Source organism: Pseudonocardia yunnanensis, assembly GCF_039534065.1.
GTDB classification, from domain to species: domain Bacteria; phylum Actinomycetota; class Actinomycetes; order Mycobacteriales; family Pseudonocardiaceae; genus Pseudonocardia; species Pseudonocardia yunnanensis.
The window spans coordinates 43,023-66,680 of sequence record NZ_BAAAUS010000011.1; the positions used below are offsets into that span (position 1 = coordinate 43,023).

Sequence of the window (23,658 nt, forward strand, 5' to 3'; positions counted from 1 at the left end):
GCCTCTCGCCAATCGGGCCGTATAGCCGCCTTACAGCCACGTGCCCGCCCCCGGTCGCCGCGGCTCGATAGGCATCCTGGCTTGAGAAGAGCCAGACACAGAGGCACGTTTAATCGGTCGCCACTGACTCTAGGTTCGCCCAGCTTCGACGGCCGTCGAAGTATTAGCGATGAACGCTGCAGTCAAACGACGGCCAGCTTCCGCGGGTGGCTACAAACGCTGTCTGACCAGGGAAGACACCTGGCGGGCCGAAATCGGCCACAATAGTGCTGGGCGATGGTCATGCACTTCGCTGTGGCGCTGTTCACACTTGCCACGGTGGGCGTCAGGGTCGCTCATGTCGTCATGGCCTGTGGGCATCTGCTCTACCGGTTGACGGGTATTCAGTGTTGAGTGTCCGTAGGGTATCGACACTCGAGCTGAGGTGATGGTTCCGGATGTCGATCTGAACCTCGCCCGTGATGCCGAATACTATGACCGCGTATGGCACTTTGTTCATGTTGTCCATGACGGACGGAGGATTCTCGAGCCAGAGCGAGCGCTTGACCGGGAGACCCCAGCGGAACCCGCTGGCACGGCACGATCAACGCGGCAGCATTTCGCCGACAGTGCGTCTGGGTCTAGGCGATCTGGGCGAGGGCGGTTCTGACGGAGAAGCGGGTGACGCCGACCTCGGTCAGGTCGGTGATGCTCGGGGCCCTGGGAGCCACATCGCCCTAACCGCTAGCCCGGTCATAGTGCCCACCCGCTGGAGCGCGTCGGTGTCGAGCGGGCCTGGGGCGAAGATCCCGTCGGCGCCGGCATCCCGGTAAGCCCGAGCGCGAGAGATCGTTTCGTCAAGGCGACCGGATCCAGCGCCGATCGCGAGCAGGAACACGTCGGTACGCTCGTTGATGAACAACGGACACTGAAGTCATCGGCCGCGGCGCGTGCTGCCGCGATTCGGGCGGTCTGAGCCGGAATGTCGAACAGCACGCCGTCGGGAGAGCTGGAGTGCTCGATGTTCACCCCGACGATGCCGGCCTGCAGGAACCGGGTGATTTTCGCCCGCACCCCGTCAGGCGTAGCGGCGTAACCGCCCTCCACATCGCCCGAGACCGGCAGATCCACCGCGGCCACGATCCTGCGTACCGCCGCAAGTACGTCCTCGACACTCAGGCGGTTTCCGTCCGGAACGCCGGCCGACCAGGACAAGGCACCACTCGACGTGGCAATCGCAGTGGCCCCGGCAGTGGCGATCATGTGCGCGCGTCCCACACATTGGCCAGCACCAGCGGCGGATGCTCGTGCAGTGCACGGAACCGTTCCGCCCGCTCCTGCTGGACAATCAGGTCAAGGGTCGCCTCGGTCATGTGTTCCTTCCTTCCTGTGGAGGTGGATCCGGCTCCGGTCCCCCGGAAGTCGCGGCACTGCAGTGGACTCGCCACGGAGTCCTGATGGGCTATCGACGCCGATAGGGCACACCGGTGGCGAGGCCCGCCGCGACGCCTGTCGTTCGGCCACGGCGTATTCACGTTGGTATGCGTCGGCTCAGTCCCCGCCGGCTCGCGGTCCGGTCTGGAGCGCAGCGGGACGCCGCAGTCCACAAGAGGCTAACCAGCCCGGACTTCTTAGTCCAGTAATAGCTGGACTTGAAGTCTGATATCCGCTAGCCAGCTTGAGCGCCGATCATCCGATTCGTTGATTACTGGTCGTTGACGGCCCATCAAGAGGTGACGGTTTTGTGTAGCTTGCGACCAACGCGGAGTTGGCGGTGCTCAGGCGCTGCACTCGGCAGTCCTAGTTTTGCGGATCGCAGTCTCGCCCCGATCTGGCAGGCCCCGGGCGCAGAAGCACGCTGGGCGTGTTGAGGGTCGAGACGATCAACAAGATCGTTCCGGACGGCGTGCCGGAGCTGTGGGCTTGGCTCTTGCGGCAGGCGCTCCAATTCGCTGGACGTGGCGTTGTGACGCCCCGCCGGGGATGCACACCCGCTCAGCCTTCAAGCGGATCAGCGACGATCCCGCTCAAGGCCAACAAGTGCGCCCTCTCGGAGCCTGTCACCAACCGGGCGGCACGATCGGCGTCGGTCGGTCCTGCTCCGAAGGATGGGCAGTCGTCACGCAGTGGGCACACCCCGCATGCGGGCTTGCGGGAATGGCAGATACGTCGGCCGTGCACAATCGCTCTGTTGGATAGCGTGGTCCATTGTTCGCTTGGAACCAGGTGGCCGATGGCCTGCTCGACCTTGGCTGGATCCTCTTCGGCGGTCCACCTCCAGCGGCGCACGACTCGGCCGAAGTGGGTGTCCACCGTGATCCCCGGGACGCCGAAGGCGTTTCCGAGGATGACATTCGCCGTCTTGCGTCCGACCCCAGGCAGCGTGACCAGCGCGTCCAGCGTGTTCGGTACCTTCCCGTCGAACCTCTCTTCGATCGCGGCGCCCAGGCCCATCAACGAGCTGGCCTTGTTGTGGAAGAAGCCCGTAGGGTGGATCAGACCTTCCAATTCCGCGCGGTCGGCGTGAGCATAATCGGCAGCGGTGTGGTATCGGGAGAACAGCGCCGGGGTCACTTCATTCACTCGGCTGTCCGTTGCCCGCGCGGACAGGATGGTGGCGACAGTCAGCTCGAGTGGGGTGGTGAAGTTGAGCTCCCAGCGCGCGTCCGGATAGGCTTTCGCCAAGACGTCGATCATGCGTCGTGCCCGCAAGGAGAGGCTCGTGTCCTCTTCCGAATCTGCGGCGGCCGGTTGCTTACGCTTCCTGTGACTCGATCTCTCATTGTCTGGCTTTTTATCTGGTTCCGTCATGATCGTCCTCTGCGGTAGGTCCTGCGATCTCCGTTCAGGATCCAAATCTGAGAAGATCTGTTCAAACTGATTTTCTTGAAGTCGGCGCCGCGCAAGCTCGGTCGAGGCACGGTCTTGGTCTCGCGGTGCAAGAGCCAGGAGCATGCGCGCCCACCGCCATAGGAGGCGTCCTCGTCGGGAGGCGAGGGCGCTCTGGATCCCCCGCCGGCATCGGCCAGATTCGGGCGGCCAGACCAAGGTTGCGGAGGTAGCCAAGTGTGCGGTCGTTGAAGTCGCCGCCGGTTCATGGCTAGAGGGCCAAAGATCGCAGCTGACCGCTGGGCAGGCGCGATGGGCAGCGACGGCCTGTCGATGTTGCCGCGGGGACGTTTCCTCGCCATCTCGGCTACCGAGGGTCGCACCGGATCCTGCGCTGTCACGTCCACCACCTCAATTCGCCCTGCGCGGGCATCGGGGCTCGAAGCTACCCCTCGCCCGCGGTCGAAACCGAGCCCTCTGAAGACGATTGCTGGCAGGTCGGTGCGCTCTGGGCGTTATTTCGGCAGCGAGGCGAATCCACCGCGGACCTACTTGCCCAGCGGTTTGCCTGATCTGATGTAGTGCTGCCGAGCCCGGGGAGCACGTGGCCGGCTCATCTTCTTCACCAGCTCGTGGCTTTCGGTGGGCCGTGCTCGCCCACCATCCCCGGTCACCTCGGTGGCGCACACCGCGCACTGGTTCTGGCGAGCAGCCGCAGCTGTGCCTGTCGGGAGCGACACCCGCCGCGCCGAGGCTTACGATTCGGGCCTTTCGATTAAATGTCCGCGCGTCGTCTGCAATGTCAGCTAGCACTCACGCGCCTCCCGGCCCGTAGGGACGCGCCGCCGTGCTCGCGCCAGATCAGCTTGCCCGTGATCGCTCGGTTGCCCATGGGCGGCGCTGGGCCTCTGCGCTTCACCTCGTTTCGTGGGGTCCCGCTGGTGGGCAGCCGACTGCGGCGTCACGCGTTACCAACGACCTGGGCGACCCTGTCTGCCCGAAGTCGTATATGCCCGCGTGGTTGACGTGGCTGGCGACTTCCCGGGCGGCCGCCGACAGTCGGCGCACGTCAGCGGGATCGGCGAGGTTCGCTGGGACGAAGTGGGCATTGCCTCCGTCGACCTCGATGGCGCTGACAGTGCCGCTGCCACGTTCGGGGTTGCGGCCGTGAATCACCGTGTGCGGCTGCTGGGCCCCGACCACCACGAGACCCTCGCCACGCGGCTTCTGCTCGTCGGCTTCCGCGGCAAGGCCGGCGATCACGCCGGCGCGGCAGTGCGGCCTGTTCGTTGGGGAAGTGCCCGCGCCGGCGGGTGGCCTGGCGGAATCTCGAGTTCAGGCTCTCGACCGCGTTCGTGATGTTGATGATCTTCCTGATCTCCGATGGGAACGCCAGGAACGGCGTGAACTGGTCGGCGATACTGGGATCGAACCGAGCTCCTCGAACCGCGTTACGGCGGCGTGCTCGATGGGTGGGGAGTAGATCGGCGCAGATCGCCCTCCTCCACTCTCCCACCCCGATCGGCTCGGACACGACCAGACCGACCAGCTCCGCTTGATCCGGGAGCGAGACGCCGAGCTGGGCCGACTCACCAACCACGTCCGCCGGTTCGCCACGATGATGACCGGGCTTTGCGGCGAGGACCTCGAGCAGTGGATCACTGGCGCCGAACACGACACCTTGGCGCCGCTGGCTTCCTTCACCGCAACCTGCGCCGACGCGGTTGGCGGTTGGGCGATGGTCGTGCGGGTACTACGGGCGAGCGCGGTTCGCACCGGTGATCGTTTCGGGTCCAGGGTCGGATTCGGCTGGCGACCGGCGGTGCGTTGCTGCTGCTGGCCGAGCGACCCGTCCACCCCGATGGCGGTCGATCGGGCGTAACCGCGGGTCGACGGGTGTGCCGCCCCGCAAGAAGCGGCGTACGCAGCCGTCGATGAGCAGGTCGTGCGGAATGGGGCCAGCCCCGCCAGCTCGGTCGACGAGCTCGGGCGCCACTCGGTCCTCCCACTGAATACTGGACGGCATGCGTGTCGACTTCGACCCCGAGTCCATGGGCGGGGACGCTTTCTACCGGTTCCTGACCTCGGTCGTCGTTCCGCGTCCGATCGCGTGGGTCTCCAGCGTCACGCCCGACGGGGCGGTGGAGAACCTCGCCCCGCACTCGTTCTTCAGCATCGCCAGCACCGATCCGCCGATCGTGCAGTTCACCTCGATCGGCCGCAAGGACTCCTTGCGCAACGTCGAGGACACCGGGGAGTTCGTCGTCAACTTCTCTCCCGAGCCGCTGCTGCGCCAAATCCGTGACACCGCCATCGACTTCCCCCGGGCCGTGAGCGAGTTCGGCACCGCGGGAATCGAACGCGAGGCCAGCCGTCATGTGCGGCCGCCGCGGGTGGCCGCCTCTCCCGTCGTGCTGGAGTGCCGTTCGCACACCACGCTGCGCATGGGCAACTCCACCCTGGTGTTCGGCCGGGTCTTCCTGGCCGCGGTGCACGAGGAGTACCTCGTCGGCGGCCGCCCCGACGCCGAGCGGCTGCGTCCGCTGACCAAGCTCGGCGGCGACCAGTGGGGGACGCTGGGCGAGATCGTGCACCTGAGCCGCATCCCCTACGAGGAACCGCAGGACGACATCTGAGTCCCGGGGAACCTCTGCGCGGACGTGACAAAACGCGGCGCTAGTCGGCCTCAACAACCCGGAGGCCACTGCGATCGCCCTGGACGAGGAGGGCTACCTGCACACCGGGGATGTCGCCACGGCCACCGAGGAGGGGGTCTTCGGTGACGGTCGACATGGACGCGGACGCCACGATGGGCGAACGTGGTCTACACGACGCAGACCCCGCGCCGGGAGAGATCTCTACGCGGACAGGCTGCGGAGCCGACGGCGGCCGTCCACCCGCATCTGCGGCGCATCGTCGAGCGACGGGATGACGCTGCGGGCCGACGCCATGCCGAGCAGGGCCGGGTGCCGTGCGAACTCCTCGGTGGGTATGCCGAGCGCGTTGGACGCGGCCACGACACGGGCGACCTGCCACTCCTGCACTTCCGCTGGCTTCGCTGCCCGGGTCAAGGGCGACGGTGGACATGAGCAATCCGGCCGGCTGCCTGTTGTCGGTCGGCTGATCTTGGTTGCCTCGGCGATCACCCCTGCCCCGCCACCAGCACGGTGAGGGTGCCGTTGCGTGATCAGCGCGAGAACCGGTTATAGACGGTCCTCCGGGACAGGCTCTAGTGCTCCCCGGCGCCCGCGGGTTCCAGCACGAAGATGTGTTCCACGAGCTCGAACGGGCCGTCGCGGTCCTCGTGCTTTTCGAACCGGGCGAGAAGCGACCGCTTGGTTCCGAACACCGGATCGGCCTCGAGGTGTGGATCGTCGTCACGGAAGAGCATAGTCGTGACGGTGCCGAAGCCGGGTGCGGCGATCCGCACATGCACGTGGGCTGGGCGCATCAGCGGTCGATCGAGTACCCGCATCAGCTCGCCGACGGTTCCATCTCCGGGGATCGGGTACGGGCCCGGGGCGATGGACCAGAAGGAGAATCGGCCGTCAGCATCGGTCCGCAGCAGCCCGCGCATCGCCGGGCCATCCAGCCCGGGTACATCGGAGTCGTAATGGCCCACGGAGTCGCTGTGCCAGACATCGACCTGGGCGTCGGGCACGGGCCGGCCCGCGTCATCGACGACCCGGGCCCGCACTTGCATCCGCGTGCCGGCCTGGCCGGCGGAGAGGTCCGCGCCGGCGTCGAGGCGCGGCCGATCCTCGCGGAAGAAGGGCCCGAGCACGCTGTTCTCCGAACCACCACGGGTGCGCCGGTTGTTGATCGCATCGACGAGCATGGTGACGCCCAGGACGTCGGAGAGCAGGATGAACTCCTGCCGTTCCGGGGTGCACAGCCGGCCGGTCCGGGTCAGGAAGTCGACCGCCGCGGCCCACTCGTGCTCGCGGAGGCCGACCTCGCGGACGAAGTCGTGGATGTGACGTACAAGTGCGGAGACGACCTCCCGTGATCGTGCGTCGGCCGATTCCGAGATGGAGCTCAGTACGGCATCCGTGATGGTGGTGTCGTCGAGATCGAGCATGGGCGAACCTCCTCGCTTCTGAACTGCGCCCAACGCTAGGAAGGCCGCTGTGAAAGCAGGGGGAATGCGGGTGTTAGTGGTTTTCACCCTGCGACGGGGGACCCGTCTCACCCCGCCCGGCTACACGCTCGGTCGGGTCAGCGAACCCGGCTATGAGGAGTGGCGATCATGCTGCGCACCGGAGAGCAGTACCTGGCGGCCTTGGATGACGGACGTGTGGTGTGGGTGGGGGACGAGCGGATCGACAACGTCGCGACTCACCCCAAGACCCGGGCGTACGCGCAGCGCGTCGCCCAGTTCTACGACCTGCACCACCGGCCCGACCTGCAGGACGTCATGACCTTCGTCGATGGCGACGGCGAGCGGCGCTCCATGATGTGGTTTCGGCACCGGACGAAGGAGGAGCTGATCCGCAAGCGCCGGTACATGGAGACCGTGCTGCGGGAGCTCGATGCGGGCTCGGCGCCCCGCACCCCTGACGTCAACAACTACGTACTGGTCACCTATATCGACGACCCGCAGCCATGGAGCGACCAGTCGCGCGGGACCGGAGGCAGGGACCTCACCGTGGGCATCCGGGAGTTCTGGGAGTTGGCGCAGGACAACGACTACAACGCGGCTCCCGCGTTCGTCGACCCGCAGACGGACCGCTCGCGCGAGTCCGCTCACGCCGAGTCGCCCGCGCTGCACGTCGTGGAGACCAACGACGAGGGCATCGTCGTGCGGGGCGTGAAGGCGATCGGCACCGGTACCGCGTTTGCGGACTTCATCCACATCGGTGTCTTCTACCGCCCGGGCATTCCGGGTGAGCAGGTCATCTTCGGCGCGGTGCCGGTGAACACGCCCGGCGTCACCCTGGTCTGTCGGGAGAGCACCGTCCGAGACGGTGAGGAGGAGAACCACCCGCTGGCCGCGTCCGGAGACGAACTGGATAACGTCATCCTCTTCGACGACGTGTTCATCGCGTGGCACCGGATCTTCCACGTGGGAAACCCGGAGCACGCCGCGCTGTACCCGCAGCGGGTCTTCGACTGGCTGCACTACCAGGCGCTGATCCGCCAGTCCGTGCGCGCGGAGCTGATGATGGGCCTGGCCATGCTGATCACCGAGCACATCGGGACGTACCAGCTCCCGCCGGTGCAGACCCGCCTCGCTCAGCTCGTCGGCTTCCACCAGACCATCCGCGCGCACCTGATCGCCAGCGAGGACGAGGGCTTCATGACGCCGGGCGGGCTGTACAAGCCAAACGTCTTGCTCTTCGACTTCGGGCGCGCCTACTACCTGGAGAATGTGCCGCGGATGGTTTCGGAGGTCATCGACCTCGCCGGCCGGGCGTCGCTGATCTTCCCGACCGAGGGCCAGTGGGGGCGCCCCGAGCTGCGCCGGTGGCTGGAGCCGCTGCAGACCGGCCCAGTCGGCCGGCCGCACGACCGGCTCAAGATCAGCCGCGTGATCCGTGACCTCTTCCTCTCGGACTGGGGCGACCGGATCAGCACCTTCGAGAACTTCAACGGCACCCCGCTGCTCGCGATCCGGATGCTGACCATGAAGCGGGCAGAGCTGTCGCCGTCGGGCCCGGCCGCGGACCTGGCCCGGCAGGTCTGCGGAATCGAGCCACCACAGTCGGTCGGGGCCGAGACTGGCTACACCGGGCAGGCCGGCTACGCACGACGGCAGGACGCGGCCACTCCCGCCTGACCGAACGGGTCGGGGGTGCTCTCAGCGACGAGGCCGGGAGCACCCCCGCCGGAATCCCCTCGGAGGAAGCAGCCCCAGCTCCCGCGCGGCGGCGACCGCCGCTCCCCGGTCGTGGACACCGAGTTTGCGGAAGATCGTCCGGACATGCGTCTTGATCGTGTTGTGCGACAGGTTCAGCTCGGCGGCGATCTGCCGGAGGCTGAGTGAGCCGCCCAGTGCGCGCAGGACCGCGCGCTCGCGGGTGGACATACCCCGGTCCCGCACGTCTACAGCGGGCCTCGGGGCTGCGGGAAGCAGCGCTTCGAGCAGCGAGCCCGGCTCGCAGTCGGCCAGGGCAGCCCGTGCCAGATCCCCTGCGTGGGCCGCCCTGGCCCCGTCGCCGCTCAGCAGCGCCAGGTTGGCCACGATGCACCAGGCCGCGGCGGCGGCGTGCGGCTCGCCGTCGTCGAGCGCACGCGCCGCGGTGATCGCGTCGTCGAGCCCATCGACGTCGCCCCGGTATGCACCGGTCAGTGCGAGCAGGCAGCGTGCGAGGGGCGCCAGGGCGTCCCCTCGCGCGCCGCTCAGCGCCTCGCCGACCGCTCGCCGGATCTCGTCGTCATCGGCCCCGGCGAGGAAGGCGCAGGCAGCGAGCGCCTCCTGCACCCGGCCCAGCACGTACCGGTATCCCGTCGCGCTCGCGATGTCGGCCGCGGCCCGCAATGCGGCCCTGGCCTCGTCGAGCCGGCCGCTCCACATCAGAGCCGTACCGCGGGCCAGCGAGCCGAGCCCGGGCCACCACGGCCCGTCAGCGTCCCCGGTGGCCGTCGCGATCGACCCGAGCCGGTAGGCCTCCGCCAGCCGCCCCCCATGCAGGGCCTCCATCGCACCGAGCGCGGCGTCAGCGCCCCCCATTTCCGTGCCGTCCGGGCAGGGCCCCATCCGCCAGCGCGCCGCGCCCGAGCCGGCGCCGCGAGCCAGCGCCGCTGCGGCCCCCACGCGGCGCAGCGCCGGACCGGCTGTCCGCGGGTCCCGGACGAGACCATCCAGCCAGCCCAGCACCTCGCCGCTCGCGGCGGCCGCCCAGCGGGCCAGCACCGCGTGCCCGGCGAGTCCCGGGTCGTGCGCCGCAGCAGCATGTCGAAGCACCGGCTCGAGTCGGCCCTGCGCGGTGAACCAGGCGGCGGCGCGAGCGTGCAGGAGCACCGCGGCCCCCGGTTCCTCGACATCGAGCACCGTGGCGAGCGCGGCCCGCAGCACCGGGTGGTAGCGATAGGTCGCCACCTGCGTCGGGGACCGCCGCACCAGGAACGAGACCCGAGCCAACTCCTCCAGCACGTGCCCGTCGCGGCCGCCGTTCACAGCGGCGCACGCGTCGGGGGTCAGCACGTCGAGGACGGAGGTGTGCAGCAGGAACCGGCGCTGCCGGGAAGTGACCCGCTCGAGGAACCCCGCCCGGAGGTACTCGACCACGGCCGGCACCGGCGCCGGCCCGACGGGCTCCTGCGGCGCCTCGCGGACGGCCACGCCCGTCAGCCGCAGTGCGACGGCGAGCCCGTCGGTGGCCTCGTGCACTGTCCGGACGGTCTTCTCGCCGAGCGAGCGGTCCGCCAGTGCAGTAAGCAGCGTGCCCGCCTCGGCGAGGGTGAACCGCAGCTCGGCCTCGTCGAGCTCGGCGACCCGCCCTGCCGCCTGCAGCGCGGGCAGCGATGGCAAGGTCAGCGGCCTCGCGGTGGCGAGCGCCAGCCGGACTTCGTCGGGCAACTCGCGGGCGAGACTGTCCAGGGCCTCCAGCGCCAGCGGATCGTCGACGCCGCCGAGGTCGTCGACGATCACGGTCAGTGGCCCGGCCCCGATCAGGCCGTTGACCAGGTCCGGAACGACCTCGCCGAGCAGGGTGGCCCGGTCCTCCAGCCGAGACGGTGGATACGGCCCCGTGGCCGTGTAGTGCGGCCGCAACGCCTCGAGGAGGGCCGACCACACCCCGGCCGGGTGGTTGTCGTAGCGGCTCAGGCTCACCCAGCACCAGCTCCGGTCGGGCAGGCCCCCCACCCACTGGGCGAGCAGTACGGTCTTGCCGGCACCGGTGGGGGCGCGGAGCAGCACGATCGGCTCCCGGGCCGCCGTGAGCCGGGCGAGCAGCCGGTGGCGGCGCACGTGGTCGGGTTGGAGGACCGGTGGCCGCAGCCGAGTCCGGACGACGACACGCCGCAGACCGTCGGGTGTCACATCGCGAGGGCGAGCTGCCAGTCGTAGTGCAGCTGCGCGTGCCGCTCCGGGTCGCACAGCTGCCCGAACCGACTCCCGAAGTAGACCAGCGGCGCGGCGTCCTCGACGAAGTCGCAGGCCTCGACGTCGCCGATGAGGATCGTGTGGTCCCCGCCGGGGAGCGCGGCATCGACCCGGCACACGAAATGTGCGATCGCCTCGCTGAGCACCGGCATGTCGTGGTCCTCGCGCAGCGCAACCCCTGCGAACTTGTCGGGCAGGGGGCTCGCAAACCGCAGGGCCACGTCCTCGTGGCCGGCGCCGAGGACGTTGACCACGAACCGCCCGGACTCGACGATCGCCGAGCGGGTGGGCAGCCGGTTCCCGACGCAGACGATCAGCTGGAGCGGATCGAGCGACAGCGAGGTCACCGCGCTCGCGGTCATGCCGGCGTACCCACTCGGGGTGGCCGTGGTGATGATGGCGACGCCGGTGGTGAAGCGGGAGATGGCCGACCGGTAGGTCTGGGTGGGGTGCGTGGACGGTCGCTCCGGACGCATGCTGACCTCCGAGGATGTCGGGACGTAGTGCCCAGCGTCCGCCCGGACCGTTAGCGGAGGGGAAACAGCCCTACTGCCGCAGGCGCGTGACCAGCCGATGCACCTCGGCCGACGGGGGCATCCCCAGCTCGCGCATCGTCGCGACGTACTGCTGGTAGAGAGCGAGCACGGCGTCGTCGTTGCCACTGGCCTGAGCCAGCGACAGGACGAGTTGCCAGGCTTGCTCACGGTAGGGGTCGCGGCGCAGGACGTCGTTGACGTGACCTCGGGCCTCCCTGTACCGGTCGAGCCGGAAAGCCAGCCGTGCGGCGTCGAGGCGCGCGCCGGTGATCCGATCATCGATCTCCGCGCGTCGCGCGTCGATCCAGGGGCTGGACAGGGTGGCGAGGAAGGGACCACGTTCGGCCTGCGCGAGCGCGCGGTTCAGCGTGCGCATCCGGGTCTCGCCGTCCTGCCGGTCAGCCTGCGCGAGCGAGTTCAGGACGGCCTCCGCGCTGCCGACCACGACGTTCGAGCCGGCGATGCTGTACCGGTCGTCCTCCTGCACCGGCCCGAGCTCGGGCGGTAGGACCTCGCGTAGCCGGTAAAGGGCCTGCCTCAGGTAGCTGCGGCCCGCGGAGTCGTTGCGCCCACCGAACAGCACGTCGAGCAGCTCCTGTCGAGTGGCCGTCCGCCCGGTCTGCGCGATCAGATACGAGAGCAGCTCCATGCTCTTGGACAGCCGGGGCTGCACCCGTCGATCGTCGACGGTGAGCACCGGCTCGCCGAACTGCTCCAGAACCAGCCGCGGCGCGCCCCCGGAGACCCGCACAGGGCCCTCGCGTGCGAGCAGTGAGGTCATCTCGTGCCAGCGGGCCATCCGCACCGGCTCGCAGTCGGCGGCCCGAACGGCCACTCCGGGCACGTCGGCCAGCGCGGCGAGCAGCACGTGCCGCGCCCCGACGTCCGTGGCCACCGTCAGCGCGAGATCGGTGCTGCGGGCCGAGGCGTCCTCGTCGCCGAGCCTCCATTCCGCTTCTGCCAGGTAGGCCAAGGTGGTCGCGAGCTCGAGCCGGCGGTCGCCGGTCCTCATGCCCGCCACCGCCGCTGCCAGCGTCGTGCGGGCCTCGTCGTTGCGGTCCTGGCTGAGCAGGGTCAACCCCTTCCACATGCGACCGAGGTCGCGCAGGAAGGCATGCTGCAGGGCGCCGCGAAGATCGGCCTCGTGCAGCGCCCGATCCGCAGCCTCCGGATCCTGGTGCAGCTGCAGGCAGAGCTTGGCCTCGGTGATCCGTATGAGGACCTGGTAGATCTGCGAGCCGCTGCGGTCGGTGAGCATGCGCCCGCGCTCCAGGCACTTCCACGCGTCGTCCGCGCGCCCGAGGTCCACCATGAGGTCCACGGCGTCGAATGTGTGCAGCCATAGCGGGCGCTCCGCGCCGCGCCGCTCCTCGTACAGCGAGACCGCCTGCTCGATCCGGCCGACCGCCCGCTGCGCAGCGACCACCCAGGGCGCACCCATCACCGTCCGCCACGGGCCGTACGACCCGGGCTCGTCCAACCCCTCCAGCCGGCCCCGCATGTAGGCGATCCGCATCAGGAGGCCGTCCAGCAGCCCGGAAGGAGCGGACGAGTACCCCGGGAAGGGCAGCGGCGAGTCATCGTGGCTCAGCGCCAGCATGGTCAGCGCGACGTCCCGTGAGCGGCCCTCGGGCAGCCGCGTGACCACCTCGGCGGCCTCGGCCAGCCGGCCTGCATGCCACAGGCACCACGTCAGCAGGGTGAGCGGCTCGCCGTCGTCGATGCGGCCGAGGGCGTCGAGCCAGGTGTCGTCGCGGCGAGCGAACAGCTCCACCCCGCGCCGGCACTCCTCCAATGCGAACGCGACGCGCAGGACTACCGCGTCTACCTCAGGCGTAGTCGCACGCCTCGCAACGTCGAACGTGTCGAGCCAGCGGGCCGCTGGGGCGAAGTCCATCCGCTCGACCATCGCGGGCAGCGCGAATGCCGCCTGTCGCCAGGCGTTCTCCACGTCGCCCAGCGCCAGCAGGGCGTCGACCGCCTCCTCGCGCTCCCCGCGGTCGAGCAGGAGCGTGGCGTGCCGCCGGCGCATGGCGGCGACGACGTCAGGCGCCTCGTGGCCGAACAGTTCCACGAGATACTCGCGGAACCTCGGATACGTACCGAACCGGGTGCCGCCGGAGCCCCAGGCGATCGGCAGGTGGTAGCGACGTAGACCCGCCATGATGCGGACGGCGTCCCGCTCCCCGAGCGCCCGTGCATCGTCGGCCGTCACCTCGTCGAGCAGGCTGGTTCGGACGAGGAACTGCCGTTCCTCGGGGGTGAGGCCGTGCACGATGTGAGCGCCTATGTAGTCGTGCAGCGAGGTCCTGTCCTCGTGTCGGTCGTGCGGATCCGGCGCACGCCAGCCCTCGAAGATCACCCCCGTGACCCAGCCCCCGGTCATTTGGATCGCCGCGACGGGATCGACGTCGGACCGCTCGAGCTCCCGTAATGCCGCTGCTGCCTCGTCCACCTCGAACGCGAGATCGGCTTCGCCCACGTGTCCGATCCGGTCCAACTCGATCGTCGAACCGGGGTCGAGCTGGATGCCCGTGCGAGACAAGAGGATGAGGTTCACCCCGGCCGGAACGTACCGGGCGATCGCGGACAGGACCTCCATCGCGGCGTCGCTCTGGCTCACCCGCTCGACGTTGTCGCACACCAGCACCAGCCCGCTGCCGAACAGGCTCTCCGCCAGAAGGCCCGCCGCCTCGGCGACCGGGATGCTGCTGCGCAGGGCGTCAGTGGCGACCTGTCCCGCTTCAGGGACGTGCTGCTCGACGGCGGCCTCGAGGTACACCAGCAACCGGCCACCGGCCGCCTCGCTCCCGTCCAAGGAAAGCCAGGCGACTGGCCGGCCCAGCTCGCGGAGCGCGAGCACCACTGCAGTGGTCTTGCCGCTGCCCGCGGTGGCGGAGACGGCCAGCACGGGCGAACGCTCCAGGCGGGACCGGATCAGGCCGGTCAGCCGCTGTCGGGGGACGACCCGGTCACCGAGCTCCGGCGGGACGAGCTTTCGCCGGATGACGACTCGCTTCAAGGGCGGAGGCCCGTCGCCCCTCATCTCCTCAGGCACGCGGCCTCTCCATGACTGTCAGAGTCTCGGCGGCCGCCCTGGCGGTGGCGAGGCCGTCAACGATACGAACCCGGTCCATCTGGTGGGCCCAACCGGTAGCTAATCGGTGATCCTGGAGAGGAAGGTCACCTCGACGAGGTCCCCTGAGCTTGCGTGGGTGTCTCCGGTGTCCCGGTCGCCCGAGCCACCGGCCCGCCAGCGGCTGGGCACCCCGTCGACGAGCACCGAGTACTCGCCGGTCCGAGGCACCGCAAGCCCGGATGCGAAGCGCAGGTCCGCTCCCCGGCGAAGCGCCGGCTGGACGTGTGGTTCGCCGAGCAGGTGCGCGGCCTGACGGACGTTCCCCGCCGTGACCAGGGCGCGGATCCGCGACGACGACACCGTGTCGGCGCCCGCGGTGACGAGCGGGGTGACTCGGGTGGTGAAACGTGGGTCCGCGGCGAGCGTCGCACCTGAGCCGTGCCCGAAGGCGCCGAAGCGGAAATTGGCGCCGACCGAAACGAGCCGCGCACGGAGCAGGTCGACCAGTACCAAGTCGACGAACTCTGCGGCCGGCATCGCCGCCCACGCGGCGTCGAACGGTACGATCACGATCTCCCGTACCCCGCTCGCCGCCAGCCGCCGGGCCTGGTCAGCGCGATCTGTGAGCAGGAGCGGAGCGGCCTCCGGGCGGAGCACAGCCAGAGGATGCGGATCGAACGTGAGAACCGTGTCGCAGCCATCGACGACCCGCCGGTGCCCGCGATGGACCCCGTCGAAGCAGCCGACGGCGACCGCGCGGGACCGCGGCCGCACCCGGTCGAGCGCGACGATCGCGATGTCCGGCGGCGCGGTATGGGCAGTCCGGGCCCCGGGCGCAAGGACGATTCCGGTCTCGGCCGACATAGGGCCTCCCTCCGCGTGATGCCTCACGATCGCACGCGCGCCGTTAACCCCCTGGAAAAGCCCTGAGGAGGCTGTTACCGCGTCTGTTAGTGCTCGTTGACGGGTCCCGGAGCGCCGTATCGACTGAAGCCCGCACCGGAGGAGGTGCGGATGAGGTCGAGCAGGCAGACGGCGGCGGTTTCGCTGGCCATTGCCCTCGGACTGCTGGGTGGCAAGGGCCTGCCGGCCGCCCACGCCGCGGCGTCGGGGACCGGGCCGGACGGGCTCGGTGTCCCTGGACTGATGCGCGCAGTTCGCTACCGGCAGACCGCGGCCGCCACGTTCTCCATTGTGGCGGACAGGTTTCAACAACTGACGAGGAAAGAGACGGGAATGGCCAAGGACGACTTGCGGGGACGCGTCGCGGTGATCACCGGTGGTAGCCGGGGCATCGGATATGCCGTCGCTGAGGCACTGCACGAGCACGGTGCATCAGTCGTGCTGCTCGCGCGCACCGAGGCCGCCGTGAAGGAGGCCGCCGGTCGCCTGGCCAGCGGCGGTGGCGCGCCAGTCCTCCCGGTAGCGGTCGACGTGCGCGACGCGGACGCCGTCGCCGACGCGCTCTCCCAGGCCGCCGGTTGGCACGACCGGCTCGATGTCGTCGTGAACTGCGCCGGCCCGCAGCTGGCCTCGGCGCCGCTGGCCGCGACCGACGACGCCGTACTCGTTGGCGCTCTGGACGCGAAGCTCCTCGGCTTCCTGCGCGTCGCCCGTGCCGCGCTACCGCTGATCGATGACGGCGGCACCGGCCGGATCGTCAACGTCGCCGGGGCCACGGCACATACGCTGCTGCCGGGCGCCGCCGTCACGGGAATGATCAACGCTGCGGTCGTCGCGCTGACCAACTACCTCGCTGCCGAGGCGGCGCCGCGCAATGTCCTGGTCAACGCCGTTTCACCGGGCCTCACCCTCACGCAGGGCTGGCTGGACCGGCTCGACGGCATGGCCGCCCAGCAGCAGCGAACCGCCGAGGAGGTCCGGGACGGTATGGCCAGCAACCTTGGCATCCCGCTCGGCCGCTGGGCGCAGCCCGAGGAGATCGCGAAGGCCGTCTACTTCCTGGCTTCGGACCTGGCTTCATACGTCACCGGACAGGTGCTGCGAGTGGACGGCGGCATCGGCAGGCAGGTGGCGTGACAGTGGACAGCGCGGGTGAGCTCGCCGAGCAGCTCTGGTCGGCGTACAACGCCCACTCGGAGACTGCGGCGGCGAGGCTCTACAGCGCCGAGGGCCGGCACCGCGATGTCGCGGTAAACCGCGAGCGGGTCGGTCCCGCAGACATCGAGCACGGGCTTGTCGGGCTCTTCACCGCGATCCCAGACGCCCACTGGACCTGCACCCGACTGGTTGTCGGTGGTGGGGCCGCGGTACTGGCCTACGAACTCACCGGGCATCTCCGCACTCGGCTCGGCCCCTTTGAGCCCGCGGATCAGCCAGTCCGGCTCGAAGGCGTGCTCGTCGTCGAGACCGACGCGGGGCGGATCTCCCGGACCACCGACTACTGGGACTCGGGCACCCTGCACCGGCAGCTCGCCACCACGACCGCTCCCTGAGCCCCGCCCGACCCCGAACTGGAGGCGACAACATGCCGTTCATACAGATCACGATCGCCGAGGAGCACGACGAGCAGCGCAAGCGCAACCTACTCGAGGCCGTGTCCGCCGCGGCGGCGGACGCCACAGGAACGCCCGAGGACGCCTTCCGCGTCTGGATCGTCGAGGTCCCTGCGACCGAGGTCATGGTAGGCGGGACGATCCTCGCCGATCGCCGAGCGCCGCGCCCGGCCGACCCGGAAGGATGACGTCGGCGATGAGGGAGTTCGTCTACGAGACGATGCCCGGTCGGGTTGTGTTCGGTTCAGGCACGATCGGCCGAGTGGGGGAAGAGGTCGAGCGCCTCGGCTGCGGCCGCGTCCTCGTGCTCGCCACGCCCGGCCAGATGGAGCAGGCCGAGGCCTTGCGGGAGCGGCTGGGCTGGCTGGCGGTCGGTGTCTTCGGTGAGGCCCGGATGCACACTCCGGTGGAGACGACGGCGCAGGCGGTCGAGGTCGCCCTGGGCCTCGGCGCCGACTGCACCGTAGCGATCGGTGGCGGTTCGACGATCGGCCTCGGGAAGGCTGTCTCCCTGCGGGCTGGCCTACCGCAGGTCGTCGTCCCGACGACGTACGCCGGCTCCGAGGTGACCCCGGTGCTCGGCGAGACACACAACGGGCGCAAGATCACCGTGCGCGATCCCGCCGTGCTGCCGCGAACGGTGATCTACGACGTCGATCTGACCCTGACGCTATCGGCGTCGCTGACCGCGACCAGCGGCCTCAACGCCATGGCGCATGCGGTCGAGGCGCTTTGGGCCAAGGACGCGAATCCGATCACGTCCCTGCTGGCCGGACAGGCAATCCGAGCGTTCGCAACTGCGCTGCCGCGGCTGGCCTGCGCCCCGGACGACAGGGACGCCCGCGCGGAGGCCCTCTACGGTGCCTGGCTGGCCGGGACCTGCCTGGCCACGGTAGGTATGGCGTTGCACCACAAGCTCTGCCACGTACTGGGTGGAGCGTTCGACCTGCCGCACTCGGAGACCCACGCGGTCGTCTTGCCCCACGTGGTGGCATTCAACGCCCCGGCCGCCCCGAGCGCCATGGACGCGATCGCGGCCGCGCTCGGCACGTCGGACGCAACTACCGGCCTCATCGACCTTCGGCAACGGCTCGGGGTCCCTGGCTCCCTGTGCGAGCTGGGGATGCCGGAGAGCGGAATCGAGCGCGCGGCGGATCTGGCCACGACCGACACTTACTGGAACCCCCGCCCCATCACCCGGGACGCGGCTCAGGAGCTGATTGCCGGAGCTTGGGCAGGCGCGCCGCCCGACCAGTACTCCAGCCGGACTTCGTGATCTCGCTCGGCGTGGCCGGGCGTGAGGAGGCCAGGACCAGGTCCGCGGCCTTGCCGCGACGACCGCCCCGGTTTGGGTCGGCGGCGGCGTTCGGCCGGCACACACTTGGCCTCGCTGTTCACAGAGTCCGCGCAGGTGGATTCGCCACGTTGCGTCCGCCCGTCACCCACCGAGAACCTGGCCACTGGCGCGCTGTGTCGCGATCCGACCGCGCTGTTCAGCGCGCCGACCGAGTCGTGGCTGCGCCGCTGGCAAGACGGGTAATGCGCAGTGGAGGACGCCCCGCACGCCGCTGTTGGTCACGATGGCGGCTGCCGCCGATCCTCGGCCGGCCCGCTGCCGAAGGATCAGCGCCTGGCCCGCGGAACTGCCTGTCAGGCGTAGGACCTCTGCAATCGACGGTACTGGCCCACTTCCGCGGAGTGAGTTATTTATAAATGCGCCTACTTCGCGAACCGTCTCCTCTGGGAGAAAACCCTTATCCTGCACTGCGTGTCGTAATTGATCGACAATGAAGGAACTACTTTCGCAATCCGGCGTATCGTTCCGCAGTGCTCCGCCCGCCTGTGCAGCCGATGGTCGCCCGATCAGCGTCGGACCTGCCCACAACAGGGCCGTGGGCGTTCGAGCCCAGGCTCGACGGGTTCCGGGCGATCGCCACCGCGGACCGGCGGCGCGTGCGGCTGCACTCCCGCCAGAACCGACCCCTCACCCGCTACGTGATCGCCGCGACGCTCGGCCGGTCGTGTGCGACGCCATCTCCCGCGTCGCGCTCGCACGGGGCGTGCCACCCGCGTGAGCTCGACGGGGCCGGCTGACCGGCGGAGCCGAATCCGACGATCTCGCCCGCGCAGTCGCCCCCTTTACGCCCTGTTCAGAGATCCAGTCATGGGGTAACCGCTTCCGTGGTCTGCGCGGGCTGGCCGCTCCGCTCCCGGGGACCGTCCATACGGCGGCCAGGACGACGAGGAAGAAGGCAAGACCGACCTGGCTCAGGCGTGCGGGTGGTGCTGATCGTCGGTGTGGTGGTCGTGGCCCGCGGGGCGTTTGGCGAGCATCCCGGCGCGTGTGGTCACCTCGTGGGCGACGACATTGCCGATATGCGCCAGCACGTCCTCCAGTGCGCCGAGCCAGTGGTGGTAGTAGTGAAAACTTCCGTTCTCGGTCGGCGCCGACTCCCACGCCGCGATGCGGGCGATCAATGCCGATTGGAACTGCGGCCAGGTGAAATGGCCTGCCTTGTACAGCGTGACGGCCATGCCAAAGGCCCGGCTCTCCCACGGTTCAGCGAACACGAGCTCCCCGTTCGAGCGCGGCGGCGCGGCCGGACCGTCGACCTCCAGCGGCGCGGTCACGGTGCCTTCACTTTCGCCACGCCGACCATCGCGTCGCGGGTGATCAGCGGAACGAGCTCGTCCTCGGACATGCCTTCGGTGCCGGCCGGACGTTCGGGCAGTACCAGCCAACGCACTTCGCTGTTGGAATCGTGGACTCTGATCTCGACATCGTCGGCAAGCTCGAGGCCCATTTCGGACAATACGGTGCGTGGCTCCTTGACCATCCGCGAACGGTACGCGGGGTCTTTATACCAGTTCGGCGGCAGGCCGAGGACGGACCACGGGTAGCACGAGCACAGTGTGCAGACCACGACGTTGTGAATTTTTGGAGTGCTCTCCACGACGAAGATGTACTCGTCCCCCGGTGTCGATGAGAATCCGAGTTCGCGAATCGCGGTGGTGGCATCGTCGAACAGTCGCTCGCGGTAGGCCGGATCGGTCCACGCCCTGGCCACCACTTTGGCCCCGTTGAGCGGGCCGATGCTGGTCTCGTACTCGGCGATGACTGCGTCCATGACATTCGGATCGATCAGTCCCCGCTCGATGAGCAGCTGCTCCAATGCCTCGGCGCGCAGGGGCGCGGGACCGCGGTCGGTGGGCTCCGTGAGGGTCATGCGCTCTTCTCCAGGTAGCTCTCGTACAGGTCGCCGGTCACAGTGAAGGGCTCGGTGTCGGGACCCCACAGCTCTCGGGAGTCGAACCGCACCGAGTATGTGTACTGCGGGTTCTCGTTCTCGAACTGCGCCATCGTGTCCGGCAGCACCGCGGCGGGCTGAACGACCTCGATGACGCCGGTGTGCCCGCGGAAGTAGCGCGGGAGCCTGGTGTGCCCGGAGGTCGAGATGTTTCGGGCGCGCACCCGATCGCCGACGCTGAAGGCAGGCGGATTGTCGACACTCCGAAGTGAGCCCTCCGCGGTGGGCGCGAAGTCGGGCCTTCGGGGCTCGGGGATCGGCGGCTCCTCGACACGCCCGCCCTGCATGTTGGTGACGCGGGCGTCGATCGCACCGGGCGCCAGAATCGCGGTCTCGGTGAGCATCGACTCCACAGCGTTGAGCCACCGGCCGAAGTAGCCTTCGCCCAAATAGGCGCTACGGCCGAGGCGTTCGATCTCATGCCGGAACGCGTGAACGTTATAGTGAGCCACGTCCATCGAGAGCAGCACCAGCGCGAAGACTCTACCCTGCCAGTGCTCGGCGAAGACTGGTTCATTCGGGTCGGGCGGATGAGCCCGACCCCAACCATCTGTGCCTCCCATGTCGGCAATGCCGTCCATCACACCACCTCTCGCAGTAGATCAACAAATGACGCCGCTCGCGCGGAGCGTCGCACCCGTGCCGGCCGGACTTCTGTTCCGATGCATCAACTTAATTGGCGTTGTCTCGCGCGCCTCAAACCGGTCGACACTCTCATACATATTCGAGAGAGACTGGATATTATCCCCGACTCTCGGGACATACCTCCGGCTGAACACCGCGACGCCGATGTGCCCGGGTACGACGACCCGCACCGGGCCACCGTGCCCCACCGGGCCGTCGAGGTCGCTCCCGCACCCCACGGGTGCTGGCCGGGGATGTCCCGGACTGCCTGCAGACCCGCTCGCCGGTTGCCTGCGCACTGCAGCGTGGCCACGACCTCGCGGTGAGCGAATCGCTGCTTCAGGTCGGCCAACGACAGCTCGAGAGGGCGGTCCACCATGCCGTCGATTCGCAGACGCCACTCCTGCGGTGCGATGACGGGAGTCGTCCCGTGGTTACGCCCGTAGAAGACCCCAACCGGGGTCAGAGCGTGTTCTGCCAGCGCCGACGGGGTCGGTTCCGCGTTGTAGGGATCCTGTTCGTGCACCACCATCACGTGCTCGGTTCCTGCGCTCACTTCTTCACCTGTCCGCTCGATTCACGAACCTGTCTCCGAACTCCACGTTCTCCGGAGCGAGCTCACCGTCACCGCGCAGTCGTCCACGCCCCGGGGACGACTGCGCGGTGGCGGCCTTCCGGGCGCCAGCGGCATGCCGGTGAGCGCGCACGATGCTGGAGTCCACCGAGACCTCGCGGTCGGGTTCATCGATCGCCTCGGCGATCACTCGTATCCCATTGGTCAGCCGCCGATCATCCACCCGCGGTCGATCCGCGCCCCCGAAACCGGAAGCAACGGTTCGATCACCTGCCACTGTTCATCGGAGAGTTGGGGCCTGCACACGGCAAGCCGAAGATCAAGGCAGGTCAGCCCCGCCCGCTTTGAGGACAAGCCCTAGGTTCGCGCCCATCGGTCGTGGAGATAGGCGGCGCTACCCGGAGCATCCTGCCAAGTTTGTGCACGGCGCCTTCGGTGAAGAACAAGATTCATCTCTGCTACTGATCATCAGCACGCCCCTCCGCAGCATGGCCAACTGCATCGTTGTCGGAAGGCCAGTCTCATGCCAGCAGCTTCGCCTCGCCCCCGGAAATGCCTCGGGGTTCGCACAGGCCAAATCACGGGAACCCCGGGAACCACCCCGGGTAGAGGTGACATTGAACGGGGTTGCTTTTGATTCCGTCAAGTGTCGGTTGCGAGGACCCGTCGTTGTGCCGAACTCGGATCTTGTGGTTCTCAGCCAGCGGTCGCGTTGCGCGCGGAGATCGACATCGTCAAGCCGGATGCCGGGCAGTCCAGATCGGGACACTCGTAGTGTCGGGCTGGTTCTCCGTGGTGATCGCCGTGTTGTTCTCCGGGGTGGTTGCGGTGCTGGTGATCTCCGCGGCGTACGTGTTCTGTGTGCGCCCGGTGCTCAGCGCGCGCAGGCACGGCCGTGGCCGGGCACGTGGGCTCGGCGCGGGTGCGGCCCGGGCGGCCGAACCTGGCCGCCAGCTCGTCGAGCAGCCCGCGGAGCGCGACGCTCCACTCGCCCACCAGCCTCGTCATCGACACGAGATGCCAGCCGATGCGGAGCGGTGGCCCTGAGCCCGCAACCGATGTCCACAGCAGCGCCCGATTTCATCGGCACTCGTCGCCGGCCGCGCGGCGTGTTACTTGGGCTGCTTGTTGCGCTGCTGTGGCTGGTGTTACCTGCCCCCGCCGCGTCTGCGCACGCCTACCTGCTCGCGAGCACTCCACCTGACGGCTACGCGGTGCCTACTTCGCCAACCGCGCTGAGCCTGGACTTCGATCAATCCGTCACCATCGGCGCCGCCCCGCTAAAGCTGACCGATACCGCCGGCGGCCCCCATTCGGTCGGGCCCGCGATGCTGTCGCTGGGGGGACGGCGGCTCGCGGCCCCGGTGCCCGCACGGTTGCCGAACGGGGGGTACCGGATCCGCGGTGGAGTCGCCGGTCGTGGTCGTAGCCCGCTGGGCACTGTTCGCCGGCCTGGCCCCTGCGCTGGGGGGCTGATCGGTACGCGTCACTCGATCAATGCACTGCGGAAAACCCGCACAAGTGGCCGGAGCCTGGCGCCCTTACGTCGGGTAGGACGTACCGGACGCCACCCCGATGAACTCAGACTGCGAAACGCCTGTGGCCCGGCACTCCGCCGATTCCACTCGGCGAATCTTGAGCTGGTCCGGTTGGTGCAGGAATAGAAGTTTGGGCCGATCCACGTCCACGGGTCCGCAGATCACCGGGGCGGGCCGCCACTACAACTCCGTCAAAACAATGACGTGACCGACCCAAGCGCCCTAGGGGCAAACGCGCAGCAAGGCCGGCAACAGGCGAAGCCTGAAGCCGTAGGGCTCTAGCGCGTCGTCGATCGACCTCGTGCAGACCTGATCATGGCGGCGTCCGGCAGCAAACTGATCACGATCAGCAGGGCTCATTCACGCCCCTTCTCTACAAGTAGCGATGCAGAGAATGCCCCTCAAGCGTACGGGTAGTGCCTTCGAGGCATGATCACTAGAAGATCGGCCAGGAGATCCGCGCCGCCAGCGTGTCGGCCGCCGTGTTCGGGATTGTGAGTTCATCGTCTCAATGCCCGAGGCCGGGTGGCCTCGCCCTATTGAGGGCGGGGCCACCCCGGGCGTCGGTCAGTACCGCCTGTTGCGGCCGTAGCCGCCGTGGTCGTGGCCGCGGCCACGGTAGCCA

21 protein-coding genes and 2 pseudogenes are annotated in these 23,658 nt (G+C 68.9%); 9 read left to right on the top strand and 14 right to left on the bottom strand.

All coding sequences use genetic code 11. The features are described from left to right. Positions 1 to 676: 676 nt before the first annotated feature. From ABD743_RS44470 to ABD743_RS13525, 4 genes and pseudogenes are all read right to left on the bottom strand, one after another. Positions 677 to 877 carry an isocitrate lyase/phosphoenolpyruvate mutase family protein gene (locus ABD743_RS44470; RefSeq protein WP_379659276.1) on the bottom strand — a complete coding sequence of 67 codons (201 nt, stop codon included), beginning with the start codon at positions 875 to 877 and terminating at the stop codon, positions 677 to 679. Between the two features lie 95 nt (positions 878 to 972). Then, positions 973 to 1,242: pseudogene (locus tag ABD743_RS44475) on the bottom strand (isocitrate lyase/phosphoenolpyruvate mutase family protein); the annotation flags it as partial. Positions 1,243 to 1,974: 732 nt separating this feature from the next. Continuing rightward, positions 1,975 to 2,676, bottom strand: a complete 702-nt coding sequence (nth, locus tag ABD743_RS13520; protein ID WP_344722332.1) for an endonuclease III — start codon at positions 2,674 to 2,676, stop codon at positions 1,975 to 1,977. 1,405 nt (positions 2,677 to 4,081) lie between these two features. Continuing rightward, positions 4,082 to 4,210 (bottom strand): annotated as a pseudogene (locus ABD743_RS13525) (transposase); the annotation flags it as partial. Between the two features lie 622 nt (positions 4,211 to 4,832). On the opposite strand from ABD743_RS13525, the gene ABD743_RS13530 reads away from it, so the two are divergent. Next, complete coding sequence (locus ABD743_RS13530) at positions 4,833 to 5,444, top strand: flavin reductase family protein (RefSeq protein WP_344722334.1); 612 nt, start codon at positions 4,833 to 4,835, stop codon at positions 5,442 to 5,444. A gap of 222 nt (positions 5,445 to 5,666) precedes the next feature. On the opposite strand, the gene ABD743_RS13535 is transcribed toward ABD743_RS13530, so the two are convergent. Next, positions 5,667 to 5,852 carry a hypothetical protein gene (locus ABD743_RS13535; RefSeq protein ID WP_344722337.1) on the bottom strand — a complete coding sequence of 62 codons (186 nt, stop codon included), beginning with the start codon at positions 5,850 to 5,852 and terminating at the stop codon, positions 5,667 to 5,669. 185 nt (positions 5,853 to 6,037) lie between these two features. Next, complete coding sequence (locus ABD743_RS13540) at positions 6,038 to 6,889, bottom strand: dioxygenase family protein (RefSeq protein ID WP_344722339.1); 852 nt, start codon at positions 6,887 to 6,889, stop codon at positions 6,038 to 6,040. Positions 6,890 to 7,057: 168 nt separating this feature from the next. On the opposite strand from ABD743_RS13540, the gene ABD743_RS13545 reads away from it, so the two are divergent. After that, complete coding sequence (locus ABD743_RS13545) at positions 7,058 to 8,587, top strand: 4-hydroxyphenylacetate 3-hydroxylase family protein (RefSeq protein WP_344722341.1); 1,530 nt, start codon at positions 7,058 to 7,060, stop codon at positions 8,585 to 8,587. Between the two features lie 21 nt (positions 8,588 to 8,608). On the opposite strand, the gene ABD743_RS13550 is transcribed toward ABD743_RS13545, so the two are convergent. From ABD743_RS13550 to ABD743_RS13565, 4 genes are all read right to left on the bottom strand, one after another. After that, a complete protein-coding gene (locus tag ABD743_RS13550; RefSeq protein ID WP_344722342.1) occupies positions 8,609 to 10,795 on the bottom strand; it encodes a helix-turn-helix transcriptional regulator in 2,187 nt (728 codons plus the stop codon). Beyond that, on the bottom strand, positions 10,792 to 11,334 hold the full coding sequence (locus ABD743_RS13555; RefSeq protein ID WP_344722343.1) for a flavin reductase family protein: 543 nt from the start codon (positions 11,332 to 11,334) through the stop codon (positions 10,792 to 10,794). Before ABD743_RS13555 ends, ABD743_RS13550 begins: the two co-directional genes overlap by 4 nt. A 70-nt stretch (positions 11,335 to 11,404) precedes the next feature. Next, complete coding sequence (locus ABD743_RS13560; RefSeq protein WP_344722345.1) at positions 11,405 to 14,452, bottom strand: AfsR/SARP family transcriptional regulator; 3,048 nt, start codon at positions 14,450 to 14,452, stop codon at positions 11,405 to 11,407. A 99-nt stretch (positions 14,453 to 14,551) separates the two neighbouring features. Then, positions 14,552 to 15,337: an FAD synthetase family protein gene (locus tag ABD743_RS13565; RefSeq protein WP_344722347.1), complete on the bottom strand. Its 786-nt coding sequence runs from the start codon at positions 15,335 to 15,337 to the stop codon at positions 14,552 to 14,554. Between the two features lie 150 nt (positions 15,338 to 15,487). On the opposite strand from ABD743_RS13565, the gene ABD743_RS13570 reads away from it, so the two are divergent. The 5 genes from ABD743_RS13570 (at position 15,488) to ABD743_RS13590 (ending at position 19,083) form a co-directional block, all read left to right on the top strand. Beyond that, positions 15,488 to 16,513 (top strand): SDR family NAD(P)-dependent oxidoreductase, encoded by a 1,026-nt coding sequence (locus ABD743_RS13570; RefSeq protein ID WP_344722349.1) that lies wholly within the window; start codon positions 15,488 to 15,490, stop codon positions 16,511 to 16,513. Continuing rightward, positions 16,510 to 16,929 (top strand): nuclear transport factor 2 family protein, encoded by a 420-nt coding sequence (locus ABD743_RS13575; RefSeq protein WP_344722351.1) that lies wholly within the window; start codon positions 16,510 to 16,512, stop codon positions 16,927 to 16,929. The genes ABD743_RS13570 and ABD743_RS13575 overlap by 4 nt, the downstream gene beginning before the upstream one ends. 32 nt (positions 16,930 to 16,961) lie before the next feature. After that, entirely contained in the window at positions 16,962 to 17,177 is a 216-nt protein-coding gene (locus ABD743_RS13580) for a tautomerase family protein (RefSeq protein WP_344722353.1), read from the top strand. Between the two features lie 8 nt (positions 17,178 to 17,185). Then, positions 17,186 to 18,265, top strand: a complete 1,080-nt coding sequence (locus tag ABD743_RS13585; protein WP_344722355.1) for a maleylacetate reductase — start codon at positions 17,186 to 17,188, stop codon at positions 18,263 to 18,265. Between the two features lie 551 nt (positions 18,266 to 18,816). Continuing rightward, on the top strand, positions 18,817 to 19,083 hold the full coding sequence (locus ABD743_RS13590; protein ID WP_344722357.1) for a hypothetical protein: 267 nt from the start codon (positions 18,817 to 18,819) through the stop codon (positions 19,081 to 19,083). Positions 19,084 to 19,257: 174 nt separating this feature from the next. Here ABD743_RS13590 and ABD743_RS13595 read toward each other — a convergent pair whose 3' ends face one another. From ABD743_RS13595 to ABD743_RS13610, 4 genes are all read right to left on the bottom strand, one after another. Beyond that, positions 19,258 to 19,620: a nitrile hydratase accessory protein gene (locus tag ABD743_RS13595; RefSeq protein WP_344722359.1), complete on the bottom strand. Its 363-nt coding sequence runs from the start codon at positions 19,618 to 19,620 to the stop codon at positions 19,258 to 19,260. Then, positions 19,617 to 20,216, bottom strand: a complete 600-nt coding sequence (gene nthA, locus ABD743_RS13600) for a nitrile hydratase subunit alpha (RefSeq protein ID WP_344722361.1) — start codon at positions 20,214 to 20,216, stop codon at positions 19,617 to 19,619. Before nthA ends, ABD743_RS13595 begins: the two co-directional genes overlap by 4 nt. Continuing rightward, positions 20,213 to 20,878, bottom strand: coding sequence for a nitrile hydratase subunit beta (gene nthB / locus ABD743_RS13605; protein WP_344722363.1), 666 nt, complete (start codon positions 20,876 to 20,878; stop codon positions 20,213 to 20,215). Before nthB ends, nthA begins: the two co-directional genes overlap by 4 nt. 86 nt (positions 20,879 to 20,964) lie before the next feature. After that, positions 20,965 to 21,453 (bottom strand): molybdopterin-dependent oxidoreductase, encoded by a 489-nt coding sequence (locus tag ABD743_RS13610; RefSeq protein ID WP_344722369.1) that lies wholly within the window; start codon positions 21,451 to 21,453, stop codon positions 20,965 to 20,967. An 816-nt stretch (positions 21,454 to 22,269) separates the two neighbouring features. On the opposite strand from ABD743_RS13610, the gene ABD743_RS13620 reads away from it, so the two are divergent. Both ABD743_RS13620 and ABD743_RS44480 read left to right on the top strand, forming a co-directional pair. Then, positions 22,270 to 22,542, top strand: coding sequence for a hypothetical protein (locus tag ABD743_RS13620; protein ID WP_344722365.1), 273 nt, complete (start codon positions 22,270 to 22,272; stop codon positions 22,540 to 22,542). A gap of 11 nt (positions 22,543 to 22,553) precedes the next feature. Then, positions 22,554 to 23,159, top strand: coding sequence for a copper resistance CopC family protein (locus ABD743_RS44480; protein ID WP_379659275.1), 606 nt, complete (start codon positions 22,554 to 22,556; stop codon positions 23,157 to 23,159). Positions 23,160 to 23,658: the final 499 nt, after the last annotated feature.